We start from the raw sequence: 23,569 nt of genomic DNA, 5'->3' as shown, positions 1-23,569 counted from the left end.
AATGGCAGTTATTGAATTAAAAAATGTTCAAAAAGTATACGGAACAGGTGCGGCAGAAGTTCAGGCACTCAAGCAAATAGATTTCAAAGCCAATGAAGGCGAAGTCGTCCTAATCATGGGACCGTCTGGAGCAGGTAAAAGCACCTTTTTAACGATCGCAGGTTCTTTACAAAAACCAACTTCTGGACAGGTTTACATTAACGGTGAAGATATTGCTAATATTTCTGCTAAGCAAAGTAATGCATTGCGTTTGAATCAGATTGGTTTTGTTTTGCAGGCATACAACTTGATTCCTTTTTTAACAGTTAAAGAGCAGTTTGAACTTGTTGATCATGTGAAGAAGCAGGGAAATCTTAACCAAGCAACAATGGACAATTTATTAGAGCAGTTGGGAATTACCGGACTAGTAAATAAGTATCCGAGTGAGCTGTCTGGGGGTCAGCAGCAACGTGCCGCAATTGCTCGGGCACTTTATGCCAACCCCAAAATTTTACTGGCAGATGAGCCAACAGCATCACTTGATAGTAAAAATGTAGATGAAGTAGGTCATTTGTTTAAAAACCTTGCCAAAAATTACCAAAAGGCAGTCATTTTAGTGACCCATGATCCGAGATTGGAAAAATATGCTGATCATATTTACGAAATGATGGATGGTGAAATGATAAAAAAACAGTAGTTCTTTAATTAGTATATACCTGTCATAGCTGGCTTAATTATTTTGTTATTGTGTACGAACAGTTTTAACAATAATTAAACTAGCTATTTTTTATTGCTTTTTAATAGTAAATTTTCACTTTTCGGGTTTATTATTAGGTAACGTTATTCGTTGATACTATTAGAGTAACTAATATTTTTAGGTATAAAATAGCATATTGTTCTTGACAAAATAGTTTTAAATTTACTATTCTTATCATTGGATAATTAATTGTTATTTTATGAGATGGTACTGTTGTCAATTCAATAAACCGATTAAAAATTAGGTTTCTTTAAGACAATTATTAGTCATTTGAACCGAAATGTTTTTTTAAGAGAAAATAGCAAAAAATTATGTTAAAGAAGATGTTTTTGTATTGTGGAGTCGCGATTTTACGCCATAGCAAATAGCTATAGAAAATTGAGTGACAAGCCAAGAGTTAAGTAATGAAAAATTGAGGTAGAAAATGGAACTTCCAGAAGATAAAGCAATTGAAATAACAACAGATTATGAGAATCAAAGTATTAACTTGAGATTTTCTGACAATTTAACGGATGATCGCGAGAGAGGCTATATTTTATCAGCTGCATTCTTTTCATTTTGCGCATCACAAGGTCTAAGTAAAGACGAAATTAGTGATATGGTTTCGTCATATTACGATGAATTTTCGGATAACGAAAATTAAAGAGTTTTCTGCAGGTATGGGCAGTTTAATGGTTTGACTGCCGTAATTACCTAATAACGAGCAGGGAAAATTATAGGTACTAAATTAATCAAGGAAAAAACCTTATGGCAAGAAAAAAAGAAATTGGGAAAAAGAAAATTTTAGCTATTGCTTATAAAATGGTTGTTAAAGATGGTATTGAAAGCTTAACTGCCCGAAATATTGCTAAAGCAGGCCACTTTTCAACACAGCCATTGTATCTTGAGTTTGAGAGCATGGATGAGCTGCGCAACGAGGTTTTGCGGCAAATTGCGGACAGCCTTAGAAGTAATATTTTGCAAAAGCAATATACCAGTGAACCTATGGTAGATATGGATTTGTCGTACATTGAATTTGCTGAGCAACATGAAAATCTTTTTCGTGCAATGTTTGTTGATGGAAAGTTTGGCAGCAAAGTTATTTCAGATACTTTGATTGAGCTCGGAATTCTTAAGTTTAAAGAGCAGTATCCGGATGACAGCCATACAAATGAAAAAATCAAAAACATTGTAATTGCCAATTGGATTACCACTATCGGAATTGCGTCTTTAATCGTTAATGGCATTGCAAGCTTTTCGCAAACGCAAATCGTAAACGTGCTGTCTGCGCAGCTTAATGACGCGGTTATTAACGATTGGCTAAGTGAGACTAGCACCGTTTCTCTGTTCGATACTGAAGATGTTAAAGAAGCTAGAGCAAAAAAGAAAAAAAATCATAAAAAATAATTTCTTAAGAAAAACCCATATATAACAAGGGTTATAGAATAAAAAGATTAAACTTCTATAGGTTTATGATTATGTTTTTTGTTCAAAAAATACAGATGATGTTATAATTATTTAAGAAATTATTTTTCTTGAAAGGTGGTTTTTATGAAAATCCTTGCATTATCTGGTTCAAATGCCAATAATTCGTTTAATGAAGCATTACTTAAGTTTATCTCTAAGGAATTTGCTGACAAATATGACTTTAAACTAGCAACTGTTAAAGGCTTGCCAATGTTTAAAGAAGGTGAAGACGCTCCTGAAGCTATTCAAACTTTGACTAAAGAAATTGAAGATGCTGATTTGGTCTTGATCGGTTCACCAGAGCAACAACACTCTGTAACTAGTGCTTTAAGTAGCGCACTTGAATGGTTATCAAGTGCAACACACCCATTTAAGGGTAAGCCAGTTGCTATTGTTTCAACTTCTCCAATGCCTCAAGGTGCTTCACGTTCACAAAGTCGTTTAAAGAGTTTGATGACTGCACCTGGCTTTGGTGCTAAGATTTTTAACGGCGATGAGTTTATGATGGGTGTTGCACCTCAACAATTTGATGAAAATGGTGACTTAACTGATAAGTCTTCTGTTGAATTCTTAGGTCACTTCTTCGATGAAGTTGATAGTTGGTACGCACAAGTTACTAAGTAGGAGGACCAAGAATGAAAATTTTAGCAATTGTTGGTACAAACGCTGATTTCTCATACAATCGTTTTTTAGCAAAGTTTATTGCTAAGCGTTATGGTGACAAAGCAGATATTGAAGTAAAAGAAATTGATAAGTTAACACCATTCTGTAGAACAGAAATGGCTGATGAAACTATCAAGCCTTGGATTGAAGACGTTAAGAATGCTGATGGTATCATCATCACTACACCAGAATATGACCACACTATTCCTGCTGCATTAAAGAGCAGTCTTGAATGGTTAGGTTCACACGCTGGTCCTAACGTAATGAAGATGAAGCCAGTTGCTGTTGCTGGTGCTTCATACGGTACTCAAGGTACTGGTCGTGCACAAGAAGATATGCGTGAAATTTTACTTTCACCAGATATGAGTGCTAATGTTTTGCCAGGTAACGAAGTTTTGATTGGTCAAGCTCCAAGCAAGTTTGACAAAGAAACTGGTGAATTAACTGACGAAGCAACAATCAAGCAATTAGACGGTATGATGGATAACTTCTTCAAGTTTATTGAACAAGCAAACAAATAATCTTTTGCTAGATTGTTTAGCAGAGAGTAAAATAACCGGATAGGATTAACTATCCGGTTATTTTTGTTAGGAAGGAAATTGTCTATGACTGCCCCAATTGTCTTGCCAATAAAATCTGTTCGTAATCCCCGTGATATTGGAGGATATGTAGGATCTGATGGCCGTAAAATTCGAACACACCGTCTACTGAGAACTGGTAATATAAGTGAAATAACGCCAGCTGATGAGCAGTACTTGCTAGAATACGGTTTACGTACAATTATTGATTTACGTTCACCAGCTGAATGTAAACAAAATCCAGATAAAGAGCTGGACAATGTAGAGCATTATGCTTGTCCACTTTCTGCTGAAGATAATACTGGCGGGCACGGACTGGATATGAGTAAAGAATTTGCTGAATATCGTAAAGACCAATATGCAGGCTTTAAGTTGATGTGTCGACGTTATCATCACCATATCCTTAGCAAATCAGCCAAGCAAAGCTTTCATCATATTATTGAATTGATAGCAGAAAATGATGACGGGGCAATTCTTTACCATTGTTCTGAAGGTAAGGACCGCACAGGTCTGGTAACGATTATCATTTTATACATTTTAGGCGTAGATATGGAAGTAATTCGGCAGGACTATCTTTATTCAAACTACATGTTGAATGATTATCGTGCAGTTCGTGATCAGCACTTTAAGCAGGTAGGAGAAAATGATAATTTCCGCGCTAATATGCGTGTTTTAGGCTCGGTTGCTAATTCTTATTTTGACACCAGCTTAATCACTATAAATGAAAATTTTGGTGGTCTTGATTCATACATTACTAATGAACTTGAGATTGATGACCAAATGCAAGAACTAATTAGAGAAAAATACTTGGAGAAATAGAAAACATAATGATTGAAAATTTAACTTTAGAGCAGGCAACAGGTCAGCATCATGCCTTAGGTACTTCAATTACTTTACAAATTTTTGGTACAACTGATGATACTTTGATTAATGAAACGTTTGATCTGATTGATCACTACGAAGATTTATTGACGGTAAATCGTGAAAATTCAGAAGTAATGGATATTAATCACGCTGCAGGTCAACGACCAGTGCAGGTTTCAAGTGCTGTCTATGGTTTGGTTAAGTTAGCAGTTGAACAAAGCCGCGAAAACTTTGGCTTTAATGCATTGATTGGTCCGTTAGTTAAACTATGGGCAATTGGCTTTAAGGATGCGCATGTTCCTACTGATGAACAGATACAAGAAAAAATGAAATTAATTGATCCATTTAGTGTTGAACTAGATGATGAAAATCAAACAGTCTATTTGAAAAAACCGGGAATGGAACTCGACTTAGGTGGCATTGCTAAGGGCTGGATTGCTGATCGAATTCGTGACTTTTGGCATGCTTACGGCGTTAGAGCTGGCATCATCAATCTTGGTGGTAACATTTTGCTTGTTAATGATTCGCCTAAGCGTGCGAGTGGTCAGTGGACGGTTGGTGTTCAAGACCCTAAAAAGCCACGTGGTAATAACATTTCAACAGTAACGGTTCCAGAGTGCTCAGCTGTAACCAGTGGTACTTATGAGCGCTATCTAGTTGTAGATGGTCATAAGTATCATCATTTGATTGATCCAAGAACTGGCTATCCAGTAGAAACTGATTTGGCTGGTATAACTACTTTTACTAAGGATTCAGTTGAAGCTGAAATCGAATGCAAACGGCTTTTCTTTGCGGGACATCCAATTGAAGGCTGGCATGATGATCCTGATCGAATTGGTGCCGTTTTTGTATATAATGATGAACACGTTGAATATGATAATTTTGATCTGTAGAGATAAAAACTGTTTTTATTAAGTAGCAAAAAACCGAAACTGAGATTTAATCAGCTTCGGTTTTTAAGATAATTGAGTTTATTTAATAGTGATAGCCTTGTGGCAAAATTCGTGTTGAATTGTTGCTTTTGGAAGCCAAGCAATTGCACCATGGTCGTAGTTCATATTCTTACCACCAGTACCAGCACCATCATGCTTTGAGTAGTATAGAGGGTCATAAACTAGGAATTTACCTTTTTCATAGCCAACAATAACTTTGCAGTGGTTGCGTACATTGTCACCAGGTTTTTGGTATGAAGAGAAGCCGTAGTAAAGAACTGGCTTTCCACCTTGAACGTACATTCTAATGTCGTCTAAGGTTAATTTCTTGCTAGAAATGTTAATAACATTTTTACCTGTCTTAAAGGTACGAGCATATTTAGCTAAAGCACCTGGGCTGATTACATAGCCAAAACCGACACCAGTATAAACATTACCTTTTTGACCACCCTTAGTTGGTTGCATTGGTAAGTTGTCTTGTACTTTCTTTAAGAAACTTGCAGTAATCTTTTGACCTTGTGAGCCAAGTAGCATTGACATTGAAGCACCTGCACAGCCCCAAGGTGTTTTAACTGGAACATATTGGCTGACATATGGCGCCTTAACAATTTTAGCTTGGTTAGGTGTTGCTACAGCGTTTTTGTTAATATAGCCAATTGTTGGCTTGCCCTTTTGGTTAATCCAGTAGTATTTTTTACCGTTGTGGGTAAAAGTTTTGCTGACATTAAAAGTCTTGTGGAAGTATTTTGAGCTAGATTTTTTGTTCTCAAAATTGCCTTGATAAATGCCGTAGTTCTTCTTAACAATTGCTACTTTAAAAGTCTTAACCTTTTTATTTGAAGCTGTTGTTGTTTGCCCCTTATTAGTGGTCGAAGGCGCTTTTGTCTGATCAGATGAAGACGGTGTCTTTGTTTGATCAGCTTTCCCAGTTTGATCTGTTTGGTCAGTTTTACCTGATTGTTCAGTTTGACTAGGTTGCTGTGTTTGAGCTGTTTGACTGCTTTGAGGTGATTGAGCCTCATCAGCAGCGCTAACAACTGAAACGATACTTGAGCTTGCAACCGGAGCAGCAAGCAAGATTGCAGCAGAAAGTGTCTTTATTTTTTTAAGCACTGATTTTTTATCCACTTTTTTCCTCCAAAATTTCATATATTATTGCTAAATAATCTTACCAAAACTAGTTTACTACAATCACCAATTAATTTGTCATATTTTTAAATGGAAAAAGTTAATCTGAAAAAAGATAACAAAAAAAGCAATCGTAGTTGCTTTTTCATTTATTTGACTTTTTTATGCAGCTGTCCGACTAATACTAAAAATATAGTTGAACATACCGTTAGATAGGCCTGGTGTACTATAAATTATAAAACGTAAAAATGGTGAATTAAGTGTTTGTTGAATAAACCATGGATTTTGCAAAGCATTGAGCATTGACAAAATTATATAAACGAAAAAGTAGCTAGCAAAAAATTGAGCGGTTGCGCCTAAAACACCATCTAAAAGGGTACCAAAACTGGTTGAGTGTGGCTTTTTGCTTGGAAACCAGCCCTTAACAATTTTGATTAACCATTTACCAACAAATAAAATGATGAAAAAGGCTAAGAACCGAAAAATCATTAAATTGGTACTGGGAGTCAAACTGGTTTGAATGTTTTGACCAGTAATTTGACTATAGAGCCAATTGCCAACAGGATTTTGGAATAAGATTGCAGCGATAAAAACAACTGCTGCGAAAATTAAATTAATAATTAATTTGGTAAAACCGGTTTGGTATCCCTTATATGTTTTTAGGGCCAAATAGACTAAAACAATTAAAGTAACAATCATATAGATCTCCTTTGACGATATTATAGCGTATTTTTGCTGATTTAGACTTTGACGGCAGTCAAAAAATATTTCATAATTAATAAGATATAATGGCTTTACAATAAGCCGCTTTTAGCGTTAAATTTATAGGGTGTGAAACAAGGTTTCACGGGTGAAAAATGAATCCTGAACAATTTGTCCAAGAATTATCAAAGCGTAATTTTAAATTAAATGAAAAGCAAATCAACCAATTTAACCAATACTTTACTAGTTTGATTGAAGCTAATCAGCATGTTAACCTCACGCGAATTACTGAAGAAAATGATGTTTATCTTAAGCACTTTTTTGATAGTGTTACGCCACTATTCATGTTTGATGAACTTTTTAAATCAGGCAGTGAATTATGCGATGTTGGTGCTGGTGCGGGTTTCCCATCAATTCCGCTCAAAATTATAAAACCAGAAATCAAAGTCACTATTGTCGATTCTCTAGGTAAGCGATTAACTTTTTTGCAAGAACTTGTTAATAAGTTAGATCTAAAGGATGTAACACTTGTTCATGGTCGCGCCGAAGATGTCGGTCAAAATAAGCAATACCGTGAACAGTTTGATCTTGTAACTGCTCGTGCAGTTGCCAATATGGCGGTATTGAGTGAATATTGCTTACCGCTAGTTAAAAAAGATGGTAGCTTCATTGCACTTAAGGGGCCTAAAGCTGATGATGAGTTAAAAGATAGTCAAAAGGCAATCACAACTCTTGGTGGCAAGGTCAGTGAGGTTGAAGAACTGCAATTACCTTATAGTGACGAAGAAAGAACGCTGATTCTTGTTCAAAAAGTCAAAATGACACCCAAGAAATATCCACGACAAGCGGGAACACCGCATCGTAAACCAATTCATTAATAGGGGGACAATCACATGTCACTATTTTCTTCTTTAAGACATCACGATGAAATTCCTAAAGATAAACAAATTCAAGATATTGAATTAACTAAAATCGTTCCAAATTCTTATCAACCAAGACGTGAGTTTTCCGATGAGTCAATTCGTGAATTAGCAACGACGCTTGATAAGGAAGGATTGCTGCAACCAATTGTGGTTCGCGAACAGGGCGAGCAATATGAAATTATTGCAGGTGAGCGCCGTTTTCGTGCTGCTAAGCAATTAGGCTGGGAAACCATTCCTGCAATTGTTAACAATATGGATGAAGCTCAAGCTGCATCATTAGCGCTGATTGAAAACTTACAAAGAGAAGACTTAAATCCAATCGATGAGGCGCAAGCATATAATAATTTAATGAAACTAAATAATTTGACGCAAACAGCTCTTGCGCAAAATATTGGTAAATCTCAATCATATGTTGCCAACAAAATGAGATTGTTGAAGTTATCGCCTAAAGTTCAAAGTTATCTAGCTAGTGGAGAAATTTCGCCACGTCATGGCCGTTGTCTGGTAGGTTTAAGTCAGAAGGACCAAGGACGTGTGTTAGACGAAATATTGGCTAATAACCTCAACGTTAGCGACACAGAAAAAATTGTCAAAGATATTGATGGCTACTTTGAAAACAAAAAAGACCAAGATAAGGCAGAAAAGACAAAGCGTGCTGTTAATCGGGTACCTAAAGACATGCAGGTTCAAATTAACACAATCAAGCGTGCAGTTAAGTTAGCCAAGGAATCGGGTATCAAGGTTAAGGTCAAAGAAAATAACACGCCTGACGACTATATGATTACGATTGAATTAAAGAGAAAGTAGGTTGCACATGGAAAATATGGTAAGTGTAATTTCGGTTGCTAACCAAAAGGGTGGCGTTGGTAAAACCACCACCACTATTAATTTGGCGGCTTCGATTGCAGAACGTGGTTATCGCGTTTTAATTGTCGATATTGATCCTCAGGGGAATGCAACTTCTGGTTTAGGAATTGAAAAATCGGAAATTGATCAAGATATTTACAGTGTGTTGATTAACGATGTTCCACTCAAAGACACAATTTTCCATACTTCAACTGATAAGCTGGATTTGGTGCCAGCCACCATTAATCTTTCAGGAGCAGAAACTGAACTAATCAGCATGATGGCACGCGAAACAAGACTAAAGTCAGCGCTTGATACAGTTAGTGGCGATTATGATTTCATTTTCATTGATTGTCCGCCTTCTTTAGGACAATTATCAATTAATGCCTTTACAGCTTCAAATTCAATTTTAATTCCAGTTCAAAGTGAGTACTATGCAATGGAAGGGCTAAGTCAATTGCTTAATACCATTCGTCTAGTTCAAAAGCACTTTAACAAGGACTTAGGTGTTGAAGGCGTATTGATGACTATGCTGGATGCACGAACTAATTTAGGCGCAGAAGTTGTTAAAGAGGTAAAATCTTACTTCACAGATAAGGTTTATAAAACTATTATTCCTCGGATAACTAAACTGGCAGAAGCTCCAAGTTATGGCGAAGCAATTACAGAATACGCACCTAATTCAAGAGGTGCCAAGGTATACGATGATTTAGCTAAGGAGGTGTTGAAGAATCATGGAAAGAGACTCAAAAAATAAAGAAATGAAGCGAAAAGGCGGTCTTGGCCGTGGGATTGAAGCTTTGTTTGAGGATGAGCCACAGATTGAAGAAACTGAAGAAGAAATCAAGGACCTTGATCTCGGCGATATCAGGCCCAATCCTTATCAACCGCGTAAGAGTTTTGACGATAAAACCCTGAAAGAATTATCGGATTCAATTAAGGAAAACGGCGTTTTTCAACCAATTATTGTCCGTAAATCCGTTAATGGTTATGAAATTATTGCAGGTGAGCGTCGTTATCGTGCTTCCAAGCTAGCCAAGAAAACAACAATTCCAGCGATTGTACGTGACTTTACCGAAAGCCAAATGATGGAAGTGGCTGTTCTTGAGAACTTGCAACGTGAGGATTTGACACCGTTAGAAGAAGCGCAAGCTTATGAAATGCTGCAAAAGAACTTGGGTTTAACACAAGAAGAAGTTTCAAAGCGGATGGGCAAATCACGTCCATATATTGCCAACTACCTACGTTTGCTTACTTTGCCTAGCAAAACCAAGCACCTTCTGCAGCATGGTGACCTTTCAATGGGTCAGGCTAGAACACTGTTAGGGCTAAAAAACAAAGATAAAATTGATGAGGTTGCCAAGCAAGTAGTTAAAGAGGGGATGCCTGTTCGCAAGGTAGAAGCCCTTGTAGCTAGTCTTAACGCAAAGAAGCCTCATAAGAAAACGACCAAAAAGTCAGCCTTTATTAGGGAAAGTGAACATCAATTATCTGATAAGTTGGGGTCCAAAGTTAATATTTCCGAAAGCAAAAAAGGTAACGGTCGTTTATCAATTGGATTTTCTTCAGTCGATGAGCTGAACAGAATTCTCGATATCTTGGGTGTTGATCTTGATGAATAAGGCAATCACTTATAGCTTGGCAGATACAGTTTTGATGAAAAAACCTCATGCCTGTAAAGTGAATGAATGGGAAATTTTGCGCTTGGGCGCTGACATTCGTTTAAAGTGTATGGGCTGTGGTCACATTGTAATGATGCCGCGATCAAAGTTTGAACATAATCTCAAAAAAGTTTTAACTAAGGCAAATGATCCTGTAAATAAGAAAAATGAATTCTTTGTACCAAAGGAAAATATTGCCCAACCAAATTTTAATCAAGATAATAATTAATTTAGAAGTAAAAAGAAGAGGATAAAGATGTCATTAACTGCTGGTATTGTTGGATTGCCAAATGTTGGGAAGTCAACCTTATTTAACGCAATTACTAAGGCGGGGGCCGAAATGGCTAACTACCCATTCGCCACGATTGAACCAAATGTAGGGATGGTCGAAGTACCTGATAAGCGTTTGGCACGAATTCAGGAATTAGTACCTGCGAAAAAAATTGTTCACACAACTTTTGAATTTACTGATATTGCAGGTTTGGTTAAGGGTGCGTCAAAAGGTGAAGGGCTTGGTAACAAGTTCTTAGAAAACATTCGTCAAACAGATGCGATTGTTCATGTAGTACGTGCTTTTGAAGATGACAACATTACCTCTGTAACTGGTAAGGTGGATCCAGAAGAGGACATCAACACCATTAACTTGGAATTGGCAATTTCCGATTTGGATGCAGTTAATCGTAGAATTGACAAGGTAAAGAAGCTTGCACAACAAAAAGATAAGGAGGCTAAAGCTGAACTTGATGTTTTGGAAAAAATCAAACCAGTTTTAGAAGAAGGCAAGGCCGTACGCTCAATCAGTTTTAATGAAGAAGAGCAAAAAATTGTTAAAGGCTTGTTCCTATTGACAGCTAAGCCAGTTATCTATGTTGCCAATATTGCTGAAGATTCTATGGCTGATCCCGAAAGTGACCAATACTTCCAAATCGTTAAAAAGCATGCAGAAAGTGAAAATGCTGAGTGCTTAGGAATTTCAGCTGCTACTGAAGAAGAAATAGCTGGACTTGATGATGATGAAAAAGCTGAATTTTTAGAGGCTGAAGGTGTCAGTGAGTCAGGACTAGACCGTTTAATCAGAGCAGCATATCATATCTTAGGACTTAGAACATTCTTCACAGCTGGTGGACCAGAAACACGTGCGTGGACTTTCCATGAAGGTATGAAAGCCCCACAAGTTGCTGGTGTAATTCACTCAGACTTTGAACGTGGCTTTATCCGTGCTGAAGTTGTTTCATTTGCTGACTTGGACAAATATGAAACAATGCAAAAGGTTAAAGAAGCCGGCAAGTTGCGCCTTGAAGGAAAAGACTATGAAGTCGAAGACGGCGACATTATTGAATTTAGATTTAATGTTTAGGAAAAGATAATGGCTGAAAAGAAAACTGAAGAAGAAGTAAAAATAGATACGAGTAAGCAGGAAAAGCTGAAAGAAAAAGTTGAGAGTCAAAACAAAGACGATGAAGTGAAGGAAATGAATCCGGAGCAACTGCGTCAGCAGTTAAGTAATAAAAACTCTGATTACATTTATCGCTTGCAAAAAGAATTAGAAACTCAAGGCAAAATGAGCGCTGAAGATGCAAATAAACGGGTTGATGATTTATTGGCTGACCTAGTCGTTGCTCAACGTCATGGTCAACCAGCTTCTACTTTTTATGGCATGGCACCAAAGCTCAAGGCAGCTGATATGTTAAAGCCAAAGAAAAAGACTGCGGCTGATATTCCATTTTGGCAATATGCAGTAGACAGTGCACTTTTATATATTGCATTATTTGTTGGTATTTTTGGTGTTATTGCACTCTTTACGCCAAACTCAAAGAATAATTCGCAAATGGGAATTTTGTCACTAGTTCTTGTAGGTGGTGTAATGGGCGTTTTCATGACCAAATATAATGAATGGGTTTTACCTTCAGCTGGAAAGAACAGAAAAATTCCTTGGTCAAAATTGATTTGGGGCTTTGTCCTGATGCTGGTAATTCTGTTTGCTTGCTTCTGGGTATTGGCAATTCCAGCATTAAGAATTATTAATCCTGTTTTGTCTGGAGTAGCTAACATTATTATTGCAGTTGCAGCATATGGAATTCGTTGGGTATTCCGTCGTCACTTCCAAATAATTGGTTCAGTTTTTAATCCGGCGACAACAAACAAATAGGTGCTTTTTGTAAAAAAAAGGTCTATAATTAAATAACTATATATTTACAAGGATAAATAGATTTTTAAGTCTATTTATCCTTTTAAATTAAAATTTGCACTCCGAGAAATAGCTATTTTCCCGTGGATAGAAAGAGGTACTTAATGATTAATACACTGCGTAAATCAATTAGGCAGTACAAGAAGCAATCTTTGCTGTCCCCACTTTTTGTTATTGGTGAGGTTATCATTGAAATGCTGATACCATATTTAGTTGGTATTTTAATTGATAATGGAATCATGAAGGGTAACATGCCGTATATCATGAAAACAGGTTTGCTGTTGTTCGTGATTACAATTGTGTCACTTGTTTTAGGTGCAGGTGCGAGCTATTTCTCCGCTCACGCTGCAGCAGGTTTTGCTGCTAATCTGCGAAAAGATATGTTTTACCATGTTCAAGACTTTTCGTTTGAAAATATCGATAAATTTTCCAGCTCCAGTCTTGTAACTAGAATGACGACAGATGTTAACAACATTCAAATGGCATATCAAATGCTGATCAGAATTGCTGTTAGAGCACCAATGATGTTGATTGTTTCAATCATTATGTCTCTAATCATCAGCCCTAGATTGTCGTTAATCTTTGTCGTTATTGCTCCTGTTTTCGTGATTATCATGGCACTTATTATTAAAAGTGCTAACCCATATTTCCCTAAAATTTTTAGGGGCTACGATCAGATGAACCAAGTGGTTCGTGAAAACATTCGTGGTATTCGTGAAGTTAAGACATATGTTCAAGAAGATGAGCAAACGACTAAGTTTAAGAAGTCGTCTGGCTTTATTTACAAGCTATTTTCAACAGCACAAAAAATCATGTCACTTAACTCAATGGTTGTGATAGCTGTTTTGAATATTTCAAACTTAGCAATTTGCTGGTTTGGTGCAAAGGAAATCGTTGGTGGTACTTTACAAGCCGGTCAATTGATTTCAATGTTCTCATATTCAAACTCCGTTTTAAACAGTCTGAATATTTTAGCAATGATCTTTACCCAGCTTGTCGTTTCAGCCGCTAGTGGTCGAAGAATTGCTGAAGTAATCAATGAGAAGCCATCTATTGAAAACCCACGTAAGCCATTAAAAGAAGTTACTAATGGTGAAGTCATCTTTGATCACGTTAACTTTAAGTACAATCCGGATGATAAGAACTATGCTTTGCATGATATAAACTTAAAAATTAAGCCTGGTGAAACACTAGGTATCATTGGTAAAACTGGTTCATCAAAATCAACTTTAGTTTCAATGATTCCGCGCTTATATGATACGGACTCGGGTGCAGTTCGCGTTTCTGGACATAACGTTAAATCTTATGACTTAAAGACTTTACGTGATAATGTTGCAGTTGTTTTGCAAAACAACGTGTTATTCTCTGGCACAATTAAGGACAATCTGAAATGGGGAAATGAGAATGCAACTGACGAGCAAATTTTAGCTGCTTCAAAGATTGCCCACGCGGATGATTTTATTCAAGAAATGCCTGATAAATACGACACAATGGTTGAACAAGGCGGTAACAACGTTTCTGGTGGACAAAAACAAAGAATTACTATTGCCAGAGCACTTTTGAAGAAACCGAAAATTTTAATTTTGGACGACTCGACTTCGGCTGTTGATACGCAAACGGAACGTGAAATTCGTGAATCGTTAGCACAAGAAATGCCGGATACAACTAAAATTATCATTTCCCAACGAATTGTTTCAATTAAGGATGCAGATCGAATTATCGTAATGGATGATGGAAACATTCAAGATATTGGTAACCATGATGAGTTGATGAAACGTAACGATCTGTATAGCTCAATTGCTAAATTCCAAGAAGAACAAAAGAAGTAGGTGATGAATTTGGATAAAGCAGTGACAAATAAAAATGCAGAAATGAAGGGGCAGCGAACTACTACCTTATTTAGATTATTGAAGTTAATCGCAAATACTAGTCCTTGGATGCTTATTACATCTATCATCGCCATTATTTTGTCGGCAGGGGCTAACATAATTGGATCACTATTTATTGAACGGTTAATTAATGTTTATATTATTCCTCTAACAAAACAAGCACATCCAAATTTTGGTCCACTTTGGCAAGCAATTGTGGTGATGTTTGGTTTTTATGCAATTGGTTTTATTTCTAGTTACCTGTTTGCCGTCTTAATGGCTGTTTTAGCTCAAAAGGTTCAGTATCGGGTACGTAATGAAATGTTTGAGCACATGGAAAAATTGCCAATTTCATATTTTGATGAAAATGACTATGGCGATATCATGAGTCGTTATACAAACGATATTGATACATTAATGCAAATGATCTCCCAGTCAATTCCGCAATTTATGAACTCAACTTTAAACATTGTCTTCGCCTTAGTGGCAATGTTTACTTTAAGTTGGCAGTTAACAATTTTCACTTTAGTGATGTTTGTGCTGTCACTAGGAATTGTGCGTTTCCTAACTTCTCGTTCATCGCACTACTTCCAATTGCAACAAAAAGAACTTGGGCAAGTTAACGGCTATAACGAAGAAATGCTTAATGGACTGAAAGTTATCAAGGTCTTCAGTCATGAGCCAGAAGTTGAAGAGGAGTTTGAAACTTACAACCATGCCCTAGAAAATGCAGCTGGTAAGGCAAATACATACGCTACTGTCTTGTTCCCCATTATGGGCAACATGGGTAACTTACTTTATGTTTTAATTGCAGTTATTGGTGGTGCCGTTTCACTTAACCACCTCGCACCAATTTCATTGGGTGTGATTGGTGCCTTCTTGCAGCTAGCAAAACAGTTCTCAATGCCAATTGCACAAATTTCGCAACAGTTAAACTCAATCGTAATGGCTTTGGCTGGTGCTAAACGAATTTTTGATTTGGAAGATGAACCGGTTGAAACTGATGATGGTGATGTAACTATCACTAAGGACCGTGACGTTAAGGGTGCATGGCACTGGAATGTTCCTCAAAAAGATGGATCTGTTAAGCAAGTAACTGTCAAAGGGCACATTGTATTTGACAATGTTAACTTTGGCTACTCACCAAATAAACAAATTTTGTATAACATTTCTCTTGATGCAAAACCAGGAATGAAAGTTGCACTTGTTGGTGAAACCGGTGCGGGTAAAACAACTATTTCCAATATGATTAATCGGTTTTATGAGATTAATTCAGGAACAATTACCTACGATGGCATTCCAATTAGCAGAATCAAGAAGGATGACTTGCGTCATTCACTATCAATTGTTTTGCAGGAAACTCACCTGTTTACCGGAACTGTAATGGATAACATCAGATTTGGTAATATGGAAGCAAGTGATGATGATGTTTACCAAGCAGCGCATTTATCGCATGCTGATGAATTCATCCATAATCTAGATGAAGGCTATAAGACTGTAATTGATGGTAATGGTGGAGATCTTTCTCAAGGTCAAATGCAGTTACTAAGTATTGCACGAGCAATGATTGCTGATGAGCCAGTAATGATTCTGGATGAAGCAACTTCAAGTATTGATACTCAAACTGAGAAACTTGTTCAAGCAGGAATGGATAACCTGTTGGCTGGACGAACTAGTTTTGTAATTGCCCACCGGTTATCGACAATTGTTAACTCTGACTTGATTCTGGTTCTCGACCATGGTCACATTATTGAAGCTGGTAATCACCAAGAACTATTGAAAGAAAAAGGCTATTACTACGAGTTATATACTGGTAAAAAGGAAATCGAATAGTCTTAAATTAAGAAATCCTAATCTCTTATTAGAAGAGGTTGGGATTTTTTGTATGCTCATAAAAAGCGCTCAAATAAAGGAAATACCGTAAAGCAGATGTTTGGCTTAGAACACTTGTTTGTGTTATCATTATACAAAGATAAAATTATAATGATAGGTTAAAAATACTATATTCAGCATTAGCATGCATGTGGTATTAATAAAAGGAAATTAGTGATGAACCAAATACTTCAAATTCTGAGCGAACGCAGGGGCGATTTGTGGGTAGCACTCTTACAGCACTTACAAATTTCGCTTGTTTCGCTATTGTTGGCGATGATAATTGCCATGCCGCTTGCTTTTTGGGCAACGAAGCACAAAAAGGCGGCGGAATTTCTCTTACAGGTGACTAGTATTTTACAAACGATTCCTTCGCTAGCCCTTTTAGGATTATTAATTCCACTTGTTGGAATTGGGACTGTTCCAGCAGTGATTGCACTTGTTGTCTATGCATTACTGCCAATTTTTCAGAACACTTATATTGGCTTAACTGGAATTGATCCGGCACTAGAAGAAGCTGCAAATGCTTTCGGAATGTCAAGGATGCAGAAGTTATGCAAGGTTGAGATACCGCTAGCGTTACCAACAATTATCTCTGGTATTCGAACTGCGCTGGTATTAATTGTTGGAACGGCGACAATGGCTGCATTAATTGGTGCGGGTGGTCTAGGTAGTTTTATTTTACTGGGAATTGATCGCAATAATACTGCTTTGATTATTATTGGTGCGGTTTGTTCAGGTGCGCTGGCAATCTGCTTGAGTGCTCTAATTAAATGGCTTGAGCATGCATCTGTGAAAAAGGCTTTAGGCGTTTTTGCAGTTTGTCTGTTTTTCCTAGCAGGCTCAGGCATTTATCAGGCTGTGGAGAATCGCACGGAAACAATTACTATTGCAGGTAAACTTGGCTCAGAGCCAGAAATCTTGATTAATATGTATAAGGAATTAATTGAAGATGGTGATGCACACGTTAAAGTTGTTTTGAAGCCGAATTTTGGTAAGACTACTTTTTTATATAGTGCACTTAAAAATAATAAAATTGATATTTATCCAGAATTTACCGGAACAATCTTAGAGACTTTTGCTAAAAAGCCAATTTCAACTTCCGGACTTGATGAACAGCAAACTTATCAAAAAGCTCGGCAATTAATGAAGCAGCAAGACAAGTTGGCTTTGTTAAAGCCAATGGCGTACGACAATACATATGCGTTAGCAGTAAAAACTTCGTTTATGAACAAGCATCATCTGCATAAAATCAGCGATTTAGCACCAATTCAGTCTCAATTAAAGGGTGGAATGACCATGGAATTCATTGATCGTGGTGATGGTTTCAAAGGAATTAAAAAGCGTTATGATATTGACTTTCCTGTTAAGTCAATGGAACCAGCGCTACGTTACCAAGCAATTCAACAAAATAAGGTAAATGTTGTTGATGCTTATTCTACTGACAGTGAGCTACGACAATACCACTTGAGCATTCTGCGGGATGATAAACATAATTTTCCCATTTATCAGGGTGCGCCTTTAATGAGCATAGATTTTGCCAATAAACATCCAAAGATTGTTCAAAGCCTAAATAAGCTTGCCGGTAAGATTACTGAAAAAGAAATGCAGGAAATGAACTATGAAGTTAACGTAAAAAACGTTGATCCTGGCAAAGTTGCACACCAATATTTGGTTAAGCATCATTTGATTAAGGAGAATTAAGATGACGACAGCAATAAAATTTGAGCATGTAAAAAAATCTTTTGCCGATAAGTTAGTAATTAATGACCTTAATCTTGAAATTAAGCAGGGTGAATTGTTCGTCTTAGTTGGAAATTCAGGTAGTGGTAAAACAACATCAATTAAGATGATTAACCGATTGGAAGACCCTACGACCGGACAAGTACTGGTAAATGAGCAACCAACTACTTCATATGATTTACAGAAATTGCGCTGGAATATTGGTTATGTTTTACAACAAATTGCATTATTTCCGAATATGACCGTTGCTCAAAACATCTCGCTAATTCCAGAAATTAAGGGCGAATGTCGGCGCAATGATAAGAAGCAGCAAAGGAAAACTGAGCAATTGTTAGCCGAAGTAGGACTTGATCCTAAAAGCTATTCTTCTCGCTATCCTAGTGAACTATCTGGCGGAGAGCAGCAACGAATAGGTATTTTACGTGCGATTGCTTCTCAGCCGCCAATTGTTTTAATGGACGAACCGTTTAGTGCGCTTGATCCATTATCTCGAACTAATTTACAAGACTTAGTTGTCGACCTGCATGAAAATCTACATAACACAATTGTTTTTGTCACCCATGATATGAGCGAGGCACTTAAAATAGCAGATCGAATTGGAATCATGAAAGATGGTGAGCTGCTTCAAGTGGGCGAGCCCAATGAAATCTTGCGTCATCCGGCTAATCAATTCGTCCAAGACTTTTTCCGTGGCAGCTTGGGTAAGGATATCTACGAAACGCCTGTAAGACAAGCAATCCTCTTCAATCAGCTGGCTGAAGATTATGGACAAGAAAGCGAGCAGCTTCCAACAATCAGCGTTGATGAAAAGTTGGCTAAAGTGCTCAGCCTTTTATGTAATGCCGAAAAAGTTGCGGTTCAGGATCATGATGGTAAATTTATTGGTTTAATTGACCGGCAATGGATAATTAAATACTTAAATGGAATAAATGATTTTAGCTAAAAGTTGGGCCAAGTGCCCAGCTTTTTTAACAAAAAGATAAGTTATGTGTGAATGTTAGGTGATTGTAACAAAATTAGCTAAAATATGAATTATAGAGTCTGCTACACTATAAGTGGTAGAGATTATTCACAATAATTAATAAATAAAAAGAAGGGACAAAGCCCTATGAAAATTTTAGTAGTCGATGACGATAAAGAAATTGTCGAATTATTGAGTATTTATCTAAAGAATGAAGGTTATACTCCGGTTATAGCATATAGTGGTAAAGAAGCTATCACTAAATTAACTACTACACCTGATATTTCGTTAATGATTTTGGACGTAATGATGCCAAGTATGAGCGGAATTGATGTAATTAAAGAAGTTCGGAAGGACTCTGATATTCCAATTATTATTGTGTCAGCTAAAACCGGCGACATGGATAAAATTCAGGGCCTAATTACTGGTGCTGATGACTACGTTTCAAAGCCATTTAATCCGCTTGAAGTAATGGCTCGGGTACGTTCACTTTTACGTCGGAGTCAAAAGCAAGTTAAGGATGATGAACCAGATGTTTTGGAAATCGGCCCTCTAGTTATTAACCGCGATTCACACGAAGTAAAAACAATTGATGGCAAAGATATTCAATTAACAGCTTTGGAATTTGGCATTTTGTATTTACTTGCTAGTCACCCAAATCGTGTTTTTTCTGCCGACGAAATTTTCGAACGAGTATGGCAACAGGAATCTATTGTCTCGGCCAAGACTGTAATGGTCCACGTTTCGCATTTGCGTGACAAAATCCAGAAAGCTACTGGCGGCGAAGACGTTATCCAGACTGTCTGGGGTGTAGGTTATAAGGTTGAGGCCTAAATAAAAATGAATAAAGAACATGTCAAGTTAACAGCTACGGAAAAAAGTGAACTGTTTGCTGAAGGCGTGATTACAATTGTGCTACTCCTATTACTCAATTTATCCATTGTTATTTTGATCAATTTAACGATTTTGCAAAATAAGAACTTAGTAAACGGTATTTATTTTTTGAAAAAAACAATCACGTTTGCTGGGGGTCGGCACCTATGGTCCTGGCAAAATACGTTTTTGGTCATGATGGGCATCGGCGATTTGATTGTCTTATATTGGCGTTTAATTAGACGATATCATCAAATGCAGTTGCGCCATGTTATTTCAGAGCTGCACTATATTGCTCAAGGTCATTTTGACCACACTATTTCGTTTAAAGTGAAAACCGATTTACAAAAGGTAATTGATTCAATCAATTCTTTAGTTGACAGTACTGTAAATGCAATTAATGAAGAAAGGGCAATTGAGCAATCAAAAGATGAATTAATTAGCAACGTCTCACATGATATTAGGACGCCATTAACATCAATTATCGGTTATCTCGGCTTGCTTAAATCTGGTGTAGACGATCCAGAAGAACAGCAACGCTACCTTAACATTGCGTATTCTAAAGCGGAACAAATGAAGTCACTTGCACATGATTTGCTTGAATATACAACGCTAAAATCTACTAATACTAGTTTGAACCTGACCTCCCTGCATATTTTTTCAATGCTTGAACAAGTAGCAGCTGGTTTTGAATTTGAAGCAGATGAAAAGGGGGTTGTTTTTAACATTGAAACAAGACCCAAAGACTTGACGATTCAAGCTGACCCAGAAAAATTAGTGCGTGTGTATAATAACTTGATTACTAATGCCTTGAAATATGGTACCGGTGCTACCCAAATAAACTTGATTGCCAATTTAGTTAATAACAATGAGGTTGAATTACGGGTAGAAAATAACGGTGAGCGCATTCCCAAGGACTCTTTAAAGAAAATTTTTGAGCGCTTTTATCGTATGGAAGGCTCGCGGAATACTCAAACTGGTGGAACTGGACTTGGCTTAGCTATTACGAAGAGCATAGTCGACTTGCACCATGGCAACATTCGCTGTGAATCCGACGATAAGTGGACACGTTTTATCATTTGTTTGCCATTAGACCCAAAGAATACAAAATCTCTAGCCTAGCTGTGTTATAATTTTGACTAGATAACAAATAGAGGGGTATAGCATGAGTATTTCTTTAAATACCTGTATTTTAATATTAAAAGAACATCACTTACTTAAATCGAGCGCAGTTCAAGATACTGTTATGACCAAAATGGAATATGTGTCATACGATTCACGTGATATTAAAACCAACACCTTGTTTTTCTGCAAAGGTGCCGGTTTTAGACCAACTTATTTATCAATGGCAAAAGATAATGGTGCTAACTGTTATGTGGCTGAACAGCCATACCCAGAAGGTAAAGGGATGCACGCACTGATTGTTCGCGATGTTTCAAAGGCAATGGCATTGCTATCTGCGGCATTTTTCCGTTTTCCACAAGATGATTTGTATGTAATTGCAATTACTGGAACTAAGGGCAAGACAACAACCTCTTACTTTTTAAAGGGGATGCTAGATCAGGTTAATGGTGGACGTACTGCATTAATTTCTTCTGTTAACAATGTTGTTGGTCAAAAGCCAGAAGATACTTTTAAGTCGAGTTTAACTACACCAGAGTCGCTTGATTTGTTCCGTGATATGCGTGAAGCAGTTGACAACGGAATGACTCATTTGGTAATGGAAGTTTCTAGTCAGGCTTATAAGCGTAACCGCGTCTTTGGCTTAACTTATGATTTAGGCTTCTTTTTGAACATTTCGCCTGATCATATTGGACCAAATGAACATCCCAACTTTGCGGATTATCTGCATTGTAAGTTACAGCTGTTGGTTAATGCGCGCAAGTGTATTATCAATGCGCAAACAGCCCACTTTGACGAAGTCTACGCAGCAGCTACCACAACAACAGATCCCGATAGCATTTACTTATTTGCGGATGAAAAGTTCACCAATCCGAGCTTAAAGCAAACAATTGACTTCCGCTTTTCTACGGAAGAACTTGATATGGCTCGTACGAAGTTCCAAGTTCTTTGTGTTAGTGACAAGGCAAAGCAGCTTAAGATAGCTGGTGATTATCAGTTGAAGATGCTTGGTGATTTTAACGAATCCAACGGAACTGCAGCAGTTATTGGTGCAGGTTTGGCTGGCATGGAACATGATCCTGCTGCCAAAGGGATAAGCCAAGTATCTGTTCCCGGAAGAATGCAAACTGAAGTTACCAAGGATCATGGTGTGGTAGTTGTTGACTATGCTCATAATGAAGCATCAATGATGGCTTTAATGGGCTTCATGCAACGCGAATTTGATAATCCAAAAATCATAGTAGTAGTCGGTGCACCTGGTGATAAGGGTATTTCACGACGTCCTGGTTTTAGTAAGAGTTTGAATGCCTATGCTGACAAGGCCTTTTTGACAACTGACGATCCAGGTTTTGAAGATCCAATGGAGATCTGCCAGGAAATTGACGCGGGAATTGACCACTCTAAAGTTGATGTCACAATCGAATTAGATCGACAAAAAGCAATTTATGATGCAATTAGTATGTCAAAAAATGGTGACGTCGTTCTAATCTGTGGTAAGGGTGAAGATGGCTTCCAAAAAGTTCGTGGAGTCAATACTCCTTATCCTTCTGACATCAATGTAGCCCAGCAAATGATTAATGAGCTGGAAGGACAGAACGAGCACTTTAAATAGTGAGAAAAGCGCAAAAATGAGAAACTTTTTTACAATTCTTGGTGGTATGGGGACAATTGCAACTGAAAGTCTTGCAAGGCAGCTTAACCACCGAATTAAAATCACTAAAGACCAAGACTATTTAAATTATATTTTGGTTAATGACGCCCAAGTACCTGATCGAACAGCATATATTAAAGACCATTCCAAACCTAACTTTTTCATCAATTTGCGTGAAGATGTTTTACAACAGGCGCAATTAGGTCCAGATTTCTTTATCATGCCGTGTAATACAGCACACTATTTTTATGATGACCTTGCTGGTCTAACCGATGTCCCTTTTTTGCATATGATGCGGATTGCAGTGCACCGGTTTGTTGAAGAATATCCTAATGAACAGAAAATTGGTGTAATTGCGACTGAGGGATCAATTTATGACCATTTATATGTTGATGAAATTACGGCAGTTGGCCGTCAGGCAGAACTAGGTGGGCCTGAGATTCAGCCGATGGTTACTGAACTGATTTATACTAATATCAAGCAAAAGGGTATAGTGGATGCAGAATTATATCATAGCATTTTGCGTAAGATGCATGATGAGTACGGCTGTAATGTTATTTTGTTAGGCTGCACTGAACTTTCCTTAGCCCAAGAAAAAGCTCCTGATCATCCTTATAAGGTGATTGATCCTCAATCAATCATTGCTGATGTAGCGATTGAATTAGAATTGAAAATTCGTGCGGGGATGAATTCTAAAGAGGCAGTAAAGAAATATTTATACTAAAAAAAGTTTCACTTGCAATTGTGAGTGAAACTTTTTATTTTTATATAAATGATATTTCGTTATTAAAAGGCGAAATATATTGTAGAGG

At 37.2% G+C, this 23,569-nt stretch carries 24 protein-coding genes; 22 read left to right on the top strand and 2 right to left on the bottom strand.

The window, feature by feature from the left end; translation table 11 throughout:
- Position 1 precedes the first annotated feature (1 nt).
- The 7 genes from H3R25_RS06795 (at position 2) to H3R25_RS06765 (ending at position 5,180) form a co-directional block, all read left to right on the top strand.
- Complete coding sequence (locus H3R25_RS06795) at positions 2–676, top strand: ABC transporter ATP-binding protein (RefSeq protein WP_198194675.1); 675 nt, start codon at positions 2–4, stop codon at positions 674–676.
- Positions 677–1,160: 484 nt separating this feature from the next.
- Positions 1,161–1,379 (top strand): hypothetical protein, encoded by a 219-nt coding sequence (locus tag H3R25_RS06790; RefSeq protein ID WP_122034173.1) that lies wholly within the window; start codon positions 1,161–1,163, stop codon positions 1,377–1,379.
- Positions 1,380–1,483: 104 nt separating this feature from the next.
- Positions 1,484–2,122, top strand: a complete 639-nt coding sequence (locus H3R25_RS06785; RefSeq protein ID WP_187158532.1) for a TetR/AcrR family transcriptional regulator — start codon at positions 1,484–1,486, stop codon at positions 2,120–2,122.
- A 144-nt stretch (positions 2,123–2,266) separates the two neighbouring features.
- A complete protein-coding gene (locus H3R25_RS06780) occupies positions 2,267–2,806 on the top strand; it encodes an NADPH-dependent FMN reductase (protein WP_187158531.1) in 540 nt (179 codons plus the stop codon).
- Between the two features lie 11 nt (positions 2,807–2,817).
- Entirely contained in the window at positions 2,818–3,366 is a 549-nt protein-coding gene (locus H3R25_RS06775) for an NADPH-dependent FMN reductase (RefSeq protein WP_187158530.1), read from the top strand.
- 84 nt (positions 3,367–3,450) lie between these two features.
- Positions 3,451–4,242 (top strand): tyrosine-protein phosphatase, encoded by a 792-nt coding sequence (locus H3R25_RS06770; protein WP_198194674.1) that lies wholly within the window; start codon positions 3,451–3,453, stop codon positions 4,240–4,242.
- Between the two features lie 8 nt (positions 4,243–4,250).
- Positions 4,251–5,180, top strand: coding sequence for an FAD:protein FMN transferase (locus H3R25_RS06765; protein ID WP_198194673.1), 930 nt, complete (start codon positions 4,251–4,253; stop codon positions 5,178–5,180).
- A 78-nt stretch (positions 5,181–5,258) separates the two neighbouring features.
- Here the strand turns inward: H3R25_RS06765 and H3R25_RS09185 are convergent, their stop codons facing one another.
- A complete protein-coding gene (locus tag H3R25_RS09185) occupies positions 5,259–6,347 on the bottom strand; it encodes a C39 family peptidase (RefSeq protein WP_370567447.1) in 1,089 nt (362 codons plus the stop codon).
- Positions 6,348–6,509: 162 nt separating this feature from the next.
- Entirely contained in the window at positions 6,510–7,046 is a 537-nt protein-coding gene (locus H3R25_RS06755; protein ID WP_122034185.1) for a CvpA family protein, read from the bottom strand.
- A 158-nt stretch (positions 7,047–7,204) separates the two neighbouring features.
- Here H3R25_RS06755 and rsmG point away from each other — a divergent pair, with 158 nt between their 5' ends.
- From rsmG to H3R25_RS06680, 15 genes are all read left to right on the top strand, one after another.
- A complete protein-coding gene (gene rsmG, locus H3R25_RS06750; RefSeq protein ID WP_198194672.1) occupies positions 7,205–7,927 on the top strand; it encodes a 16S rRNA (guanine(527)-N(7))-methyltransferase RsmG in 723 nt (240 codons plus the stop codon).
- 15 nt (positions 7,928–7,942) lie between these two features.
- Complete coding sequence (noc, locus tag H3R25_RS06745) at positions 7,943–8,779, top strand: nucleoid occlusion protein (protein ID WP_198194671.1); 837 nt, start codon at positions 7,943–7,945, stop codon at positions 8,777–8,779.
- A gap of 16 nt (positions 8,780–8,795) precedes the next feature.
- Complete coding sequence (locus H3R25_RS06740) at positions 8,796–9,575, top strand: ParA family protein (RefSeq protein WP_122034307.1); 780 nt, start codon at positions 8,796–8,798, stop codon at positions 9,573–9,575.
- Positions 9,553–10,440 (top strand): ParB/RepB/Spo0J family partition protein, encoded by an 888-nt coding sequence (locus H3R25_RS06735; RefSeq protein ID WP_187158524.1) that lies wholly within the window; start codon positions 9,553–9,555, stop codon positions 10,438–10,440. Before H3R25_RS06740 ends, H3R25_RS06735 begins: the two co-directional genes overlap by 23 nt.
- Complete coding sequence (locus tag H3R25_RS06730; protein WP_187158523.1) at positions 10,433–10,708, top strand: DUF951 domain-containing protein; 276 nt, start codon at positions 10,433–10,435, stop codon at positions 10,706–10,708. The genes H3R25_RS06735 and H3R25_RS06730 overlap by 8 nt, the downstream gene beginning before the upstream one ends.
- Positions 10,709–10,735: 27 nt before the next feature.
- On the top strand, positions 10,736–11,836 hold the full coding sequence (gene ychF / locus H3R25_RS06725; RefSeq protein ID WP_074426017.1) for a redox-regulated ATPase YchF: 1,101 nt from the start codon (positions 10,736–10,738) through the stop codon (positions 11,834–11,836).
- A 9-nt stretch (positions 11,837–11,845) separates the two neighbouring features.
- Entirely contained in the window at positions 11,846–12,628 is a 783-nt protein-coding gene (locus H3R25_RS06720; protein ID WP_187158522.1) for a DUF1129 family protein, read from the top strand.
- Between the two features lie 143 nt (positions 12,629–12,771).
- Positions 12,772–14,496, top strand: coding sequence for an ABC transporter ATP-binding protein (locus tag H3R25_RS06715; protein WP_122034197.1), 1,725 nt, complete (start codon positions 12,772–12,774; stop codon positions 14,494–14,496).
- Between the two features lie 3 nt (positions 14,497–14,499).
- Positions 14,500–16,368 carry an ABC transporter ATP-binding protein gene (locus H3R25_RS06710; protein ID WP_109715077.1) on the top strand — a complete coding sequence of 623 codons (1,869 nt, stop codon included), beginning with the start codon at positions 14,500–14,502 and terminating at the stop codon, positions 16,366–16,368.
- Between the two features lie 216 nt (positions 16,369–16,584).
- Positions 16,585–18,111 carry an ABC transporter permease/substrate-binding protein gene (locus H3R25_RS06705; protein WP_198194670.1) on the top strand — a complete coding sequence of 509 codons (1,527 nt, stop codon included), beginning with the start codon at positions 16,585–16,587 and terminating at the stop codon, positions 18,109–18,111.
- Position 18,112: 1 nt separating this feature from the next.
- Positions 18,113–19,093, top strand: coding sequence for an ABC transporter ATP-binding protein (locus tag H3R25_RS06700; protein WP_198194669.1), 981 nt, complete (start codon positions 18,113–18,115; stop codon positions 19,091–19,093).
- Between the two features lie 165 nt (positions 19,094–19,258).
- Positions 19,259–19,945: a response regulator transcription factor gene (locus H3R25_RS06695; protein WP_046305986.1), complete on the top strand. Its 687-nt coding sequence runs from the start codon at positions 19,259–19,261 to the stop codon at positions 19,943–19,945.
- Between the two features lie 6 nt (positions 19,946–19,951).
- The gene (locus tag H3R25_RS06690; RefSeq protein ID WP_198194668.1) at positions 19,952–21,106 is read left to right on the top strand and encodes a cell wall metabolism sensor histidine kinase WalK; all 1,155 of its coding nucleotides are present in this window, start codon (positions 19,952–19,954) and stop codon (positions 21,104–21,106) included.
- 43 nt (positions 21,107–21,149) lie between these two features.
- Positions 21,150–22,718: a UDP-N-acetylmuramoyl-L-alanyl-D-glutamate--2,6-diaminopimelate ligase gene (locus tag H3R25_RS06685; RefSeq protein ID WP_122034203.1), complete on the top strand. Its 1,569-nt coding sequence runs from the start codon at positions 21,150–21,152 to the stop codon at positions 22,716–22,718.
- Between the two features lie 16 nt (positions 22,719–22,734).
- Positions 22,735–23,481: an aspartate/glutamate racemase family protein gene (locus H3R25_RS06680; protein WP_198194667.1), complete on the top strand. Its 747-nt coding sequence runs from the start codon at positions 22,735–22,737 to the stop codon at positions 23,479–23,481.
- Positions 23,482–23,569 lie beyond the last annotated feature (88 nt).

Origin of the sequence: Lactobacillus sp. M0390, from assembly GCF_016102085.1 — a bacterium.
Lineage (GTDB): Bacteria > Bacillota > Bacilli > Lactobacillales > Lactobacillaceae > Lactobacillus > Lactobacillus apis.
This window is presented reverse-complemented; position numbering and strand designations above follow the sequence as displayed.

Excerpts from the sequence above, each read along its gene's own strand:
- H3R25_RS06770 (WP_198194674.1), top strand. The coding sequence starts at position 3,451 with ATGACTGCCCCAATTGTCTTGCCAATAAAATCTGTTCGTAATCCCCGT.
- noc (WP_198194671.1), top strand. The coding sequence starts at position 7,943 with ATGTCACTATTTTCTTCTTTAAGACATCACGATGAAATTCCTAAAGAT.
- H3R25_RS06795 (WP_198194675.1), top strand. The coding sequence starts at position 2 with ATGGCAGTTATTGAATTAAAAAATGTTCAAAAAGTATACGGAACAGGT.
- H3R25_RS06705 (WP_198194670.1), top strand. The coding sequence starts at position 16,585 with ATGAACCAAATACTTCAAATTCTGAGCGAACGCAGGGGCGATTTGTGG.
- H3R25_RS06790 (WP_122034173.1), top strand. The coding sequence starts at position 1,161 with ATGGAACTTCCAGAAGATAAAGCAATTGAAATAACAACAGATTATGAG.
- rsmG (WP_198194672.1), top strand. The coding sequence starts at position 7,205 with ATGAATCCTGAACAATTTGTCCAAGAATTATCAAAGCGTAATTTTAAA.
- H3R25_RS06710 (WP_109715077.1), top strand. The coding sequence starts at position 14,500 with ATGAATTTGGATAAAGCAGTGACAAATAAAAATGCAGAAATGAAGGGG.
- H3R25_RS06715 (WP_122034197.1), top strand. The coding sequence starts at position 12,772 with ATGATTAATACACTGCGTAAATCAATTAGGCAGTACAAGAAGCAATCT.
- H3R25_RS06735 (WP_187158524.1), top strand. The coding sequence starts at position 9,553 with ATGGAAAGAGACTCAAAAAATAAAGAAATGAAGCGAAAAGGCGGTCTT.
- H3R25_RS06690 (WP_198194668.1), top strand. The coding sequence starts at position 19,952 with ATGAATAAAGAACATGTCAAGTTAACAGCTACGGAAAAAAGTGAACTG.
- H3R25_RS06780 (WP_187158531.1), top strand. The coding sequence starts at position 2,267 with ATGAAAATCCTTGCATTATCTGGTTCAAATGCCAATAATTCGTTTAAT.
- H3R25_RS06695 (WP_046305986.1), top strand. The coding sequence starts at position 19,259 with ATGAAAATTTTAGTAGTCGATGACGATAAAGAAATTGTCGAATTATTG.
- ychF (WP_074426017.1), top strand. The coding sequence starts at position 10,736 with ATGTCATTAACTGCTGGTATTGTTGGATTGCCAAATGTTGGGAAGTCA.
- H3R25_RS06700 (WP_198194669.1), top strand. The coding sequence starts at position 18,113 with ATGACGACAGCAATAAAATTTGAGCATGTAAAAAAATCTTTTGCCGAT.
- H3R25_RS06755 (WP_122034185.1), bottom strand. The coding sequence starts at position 7,046 with ATGATTGTTACTTTAATTGTTTTAGTCTATTTGGCCCTAAAAACATAT.
- H3R25_RS06730 (WP_187158523.1), top strand. The coding sequence starts at position 10,433 with ATGAATAAGGCAATCACTTATAGCTTGGCAGATACAGTTTTGATGAAA.
- H3R25_RS06740 (WP_122034307.1), top strand. The coding sequence starts at position 8,796 with ATGGTAAGTGTAATTTCGGTTGCTAACCAAAAGGGTGGCGTTGGTAAA.
- H3R25_RS06680 (WP_198194667.1), top strand. The coding sequence starts at position 22,735 with ATGAGAAACTTTTTTACAATTCTTGGTGGTATGGGGACAATTGCAACT.
- H3R25_RS06775 (WP_187158530.1), top strand. The coding sequence starts at position 2,818 with ATGAAAATTTTAGCAATTGTTGGTACAAACGCTGATTTCTCATACAAT.
- H3R25_RS06685 (WP_122034203.1), top strand. The coding sequence starts at position 21,150 with ATGAGTATTTCTTTAAATACCTGTATTTTAATATTAAAAGAACATCAC.
- H3R25_RS06785 (WP_187158532.1), top strand. The coding sequence starts at position 1,484 with ATGGCAAGAAAAAAAGAAATTGGGAAAAAGAAAATTTTAGCTATTGCT.
- H3R25_RS06720 (WP_187158522.1), top strand. The coding sequence starts at position 11,846 with ATGGCTGAAAAGAAAACTGAAGAAGAAGTAAAAATAGATACGAGTAAG.
- H3R25_RS06765 (WP_198194673.1), top strand. The coding sequence starts at position 4,251 with ATGATTGAAAATTTAACTTTAGAGCAGGCAACAGGTCAGCATCATGCC.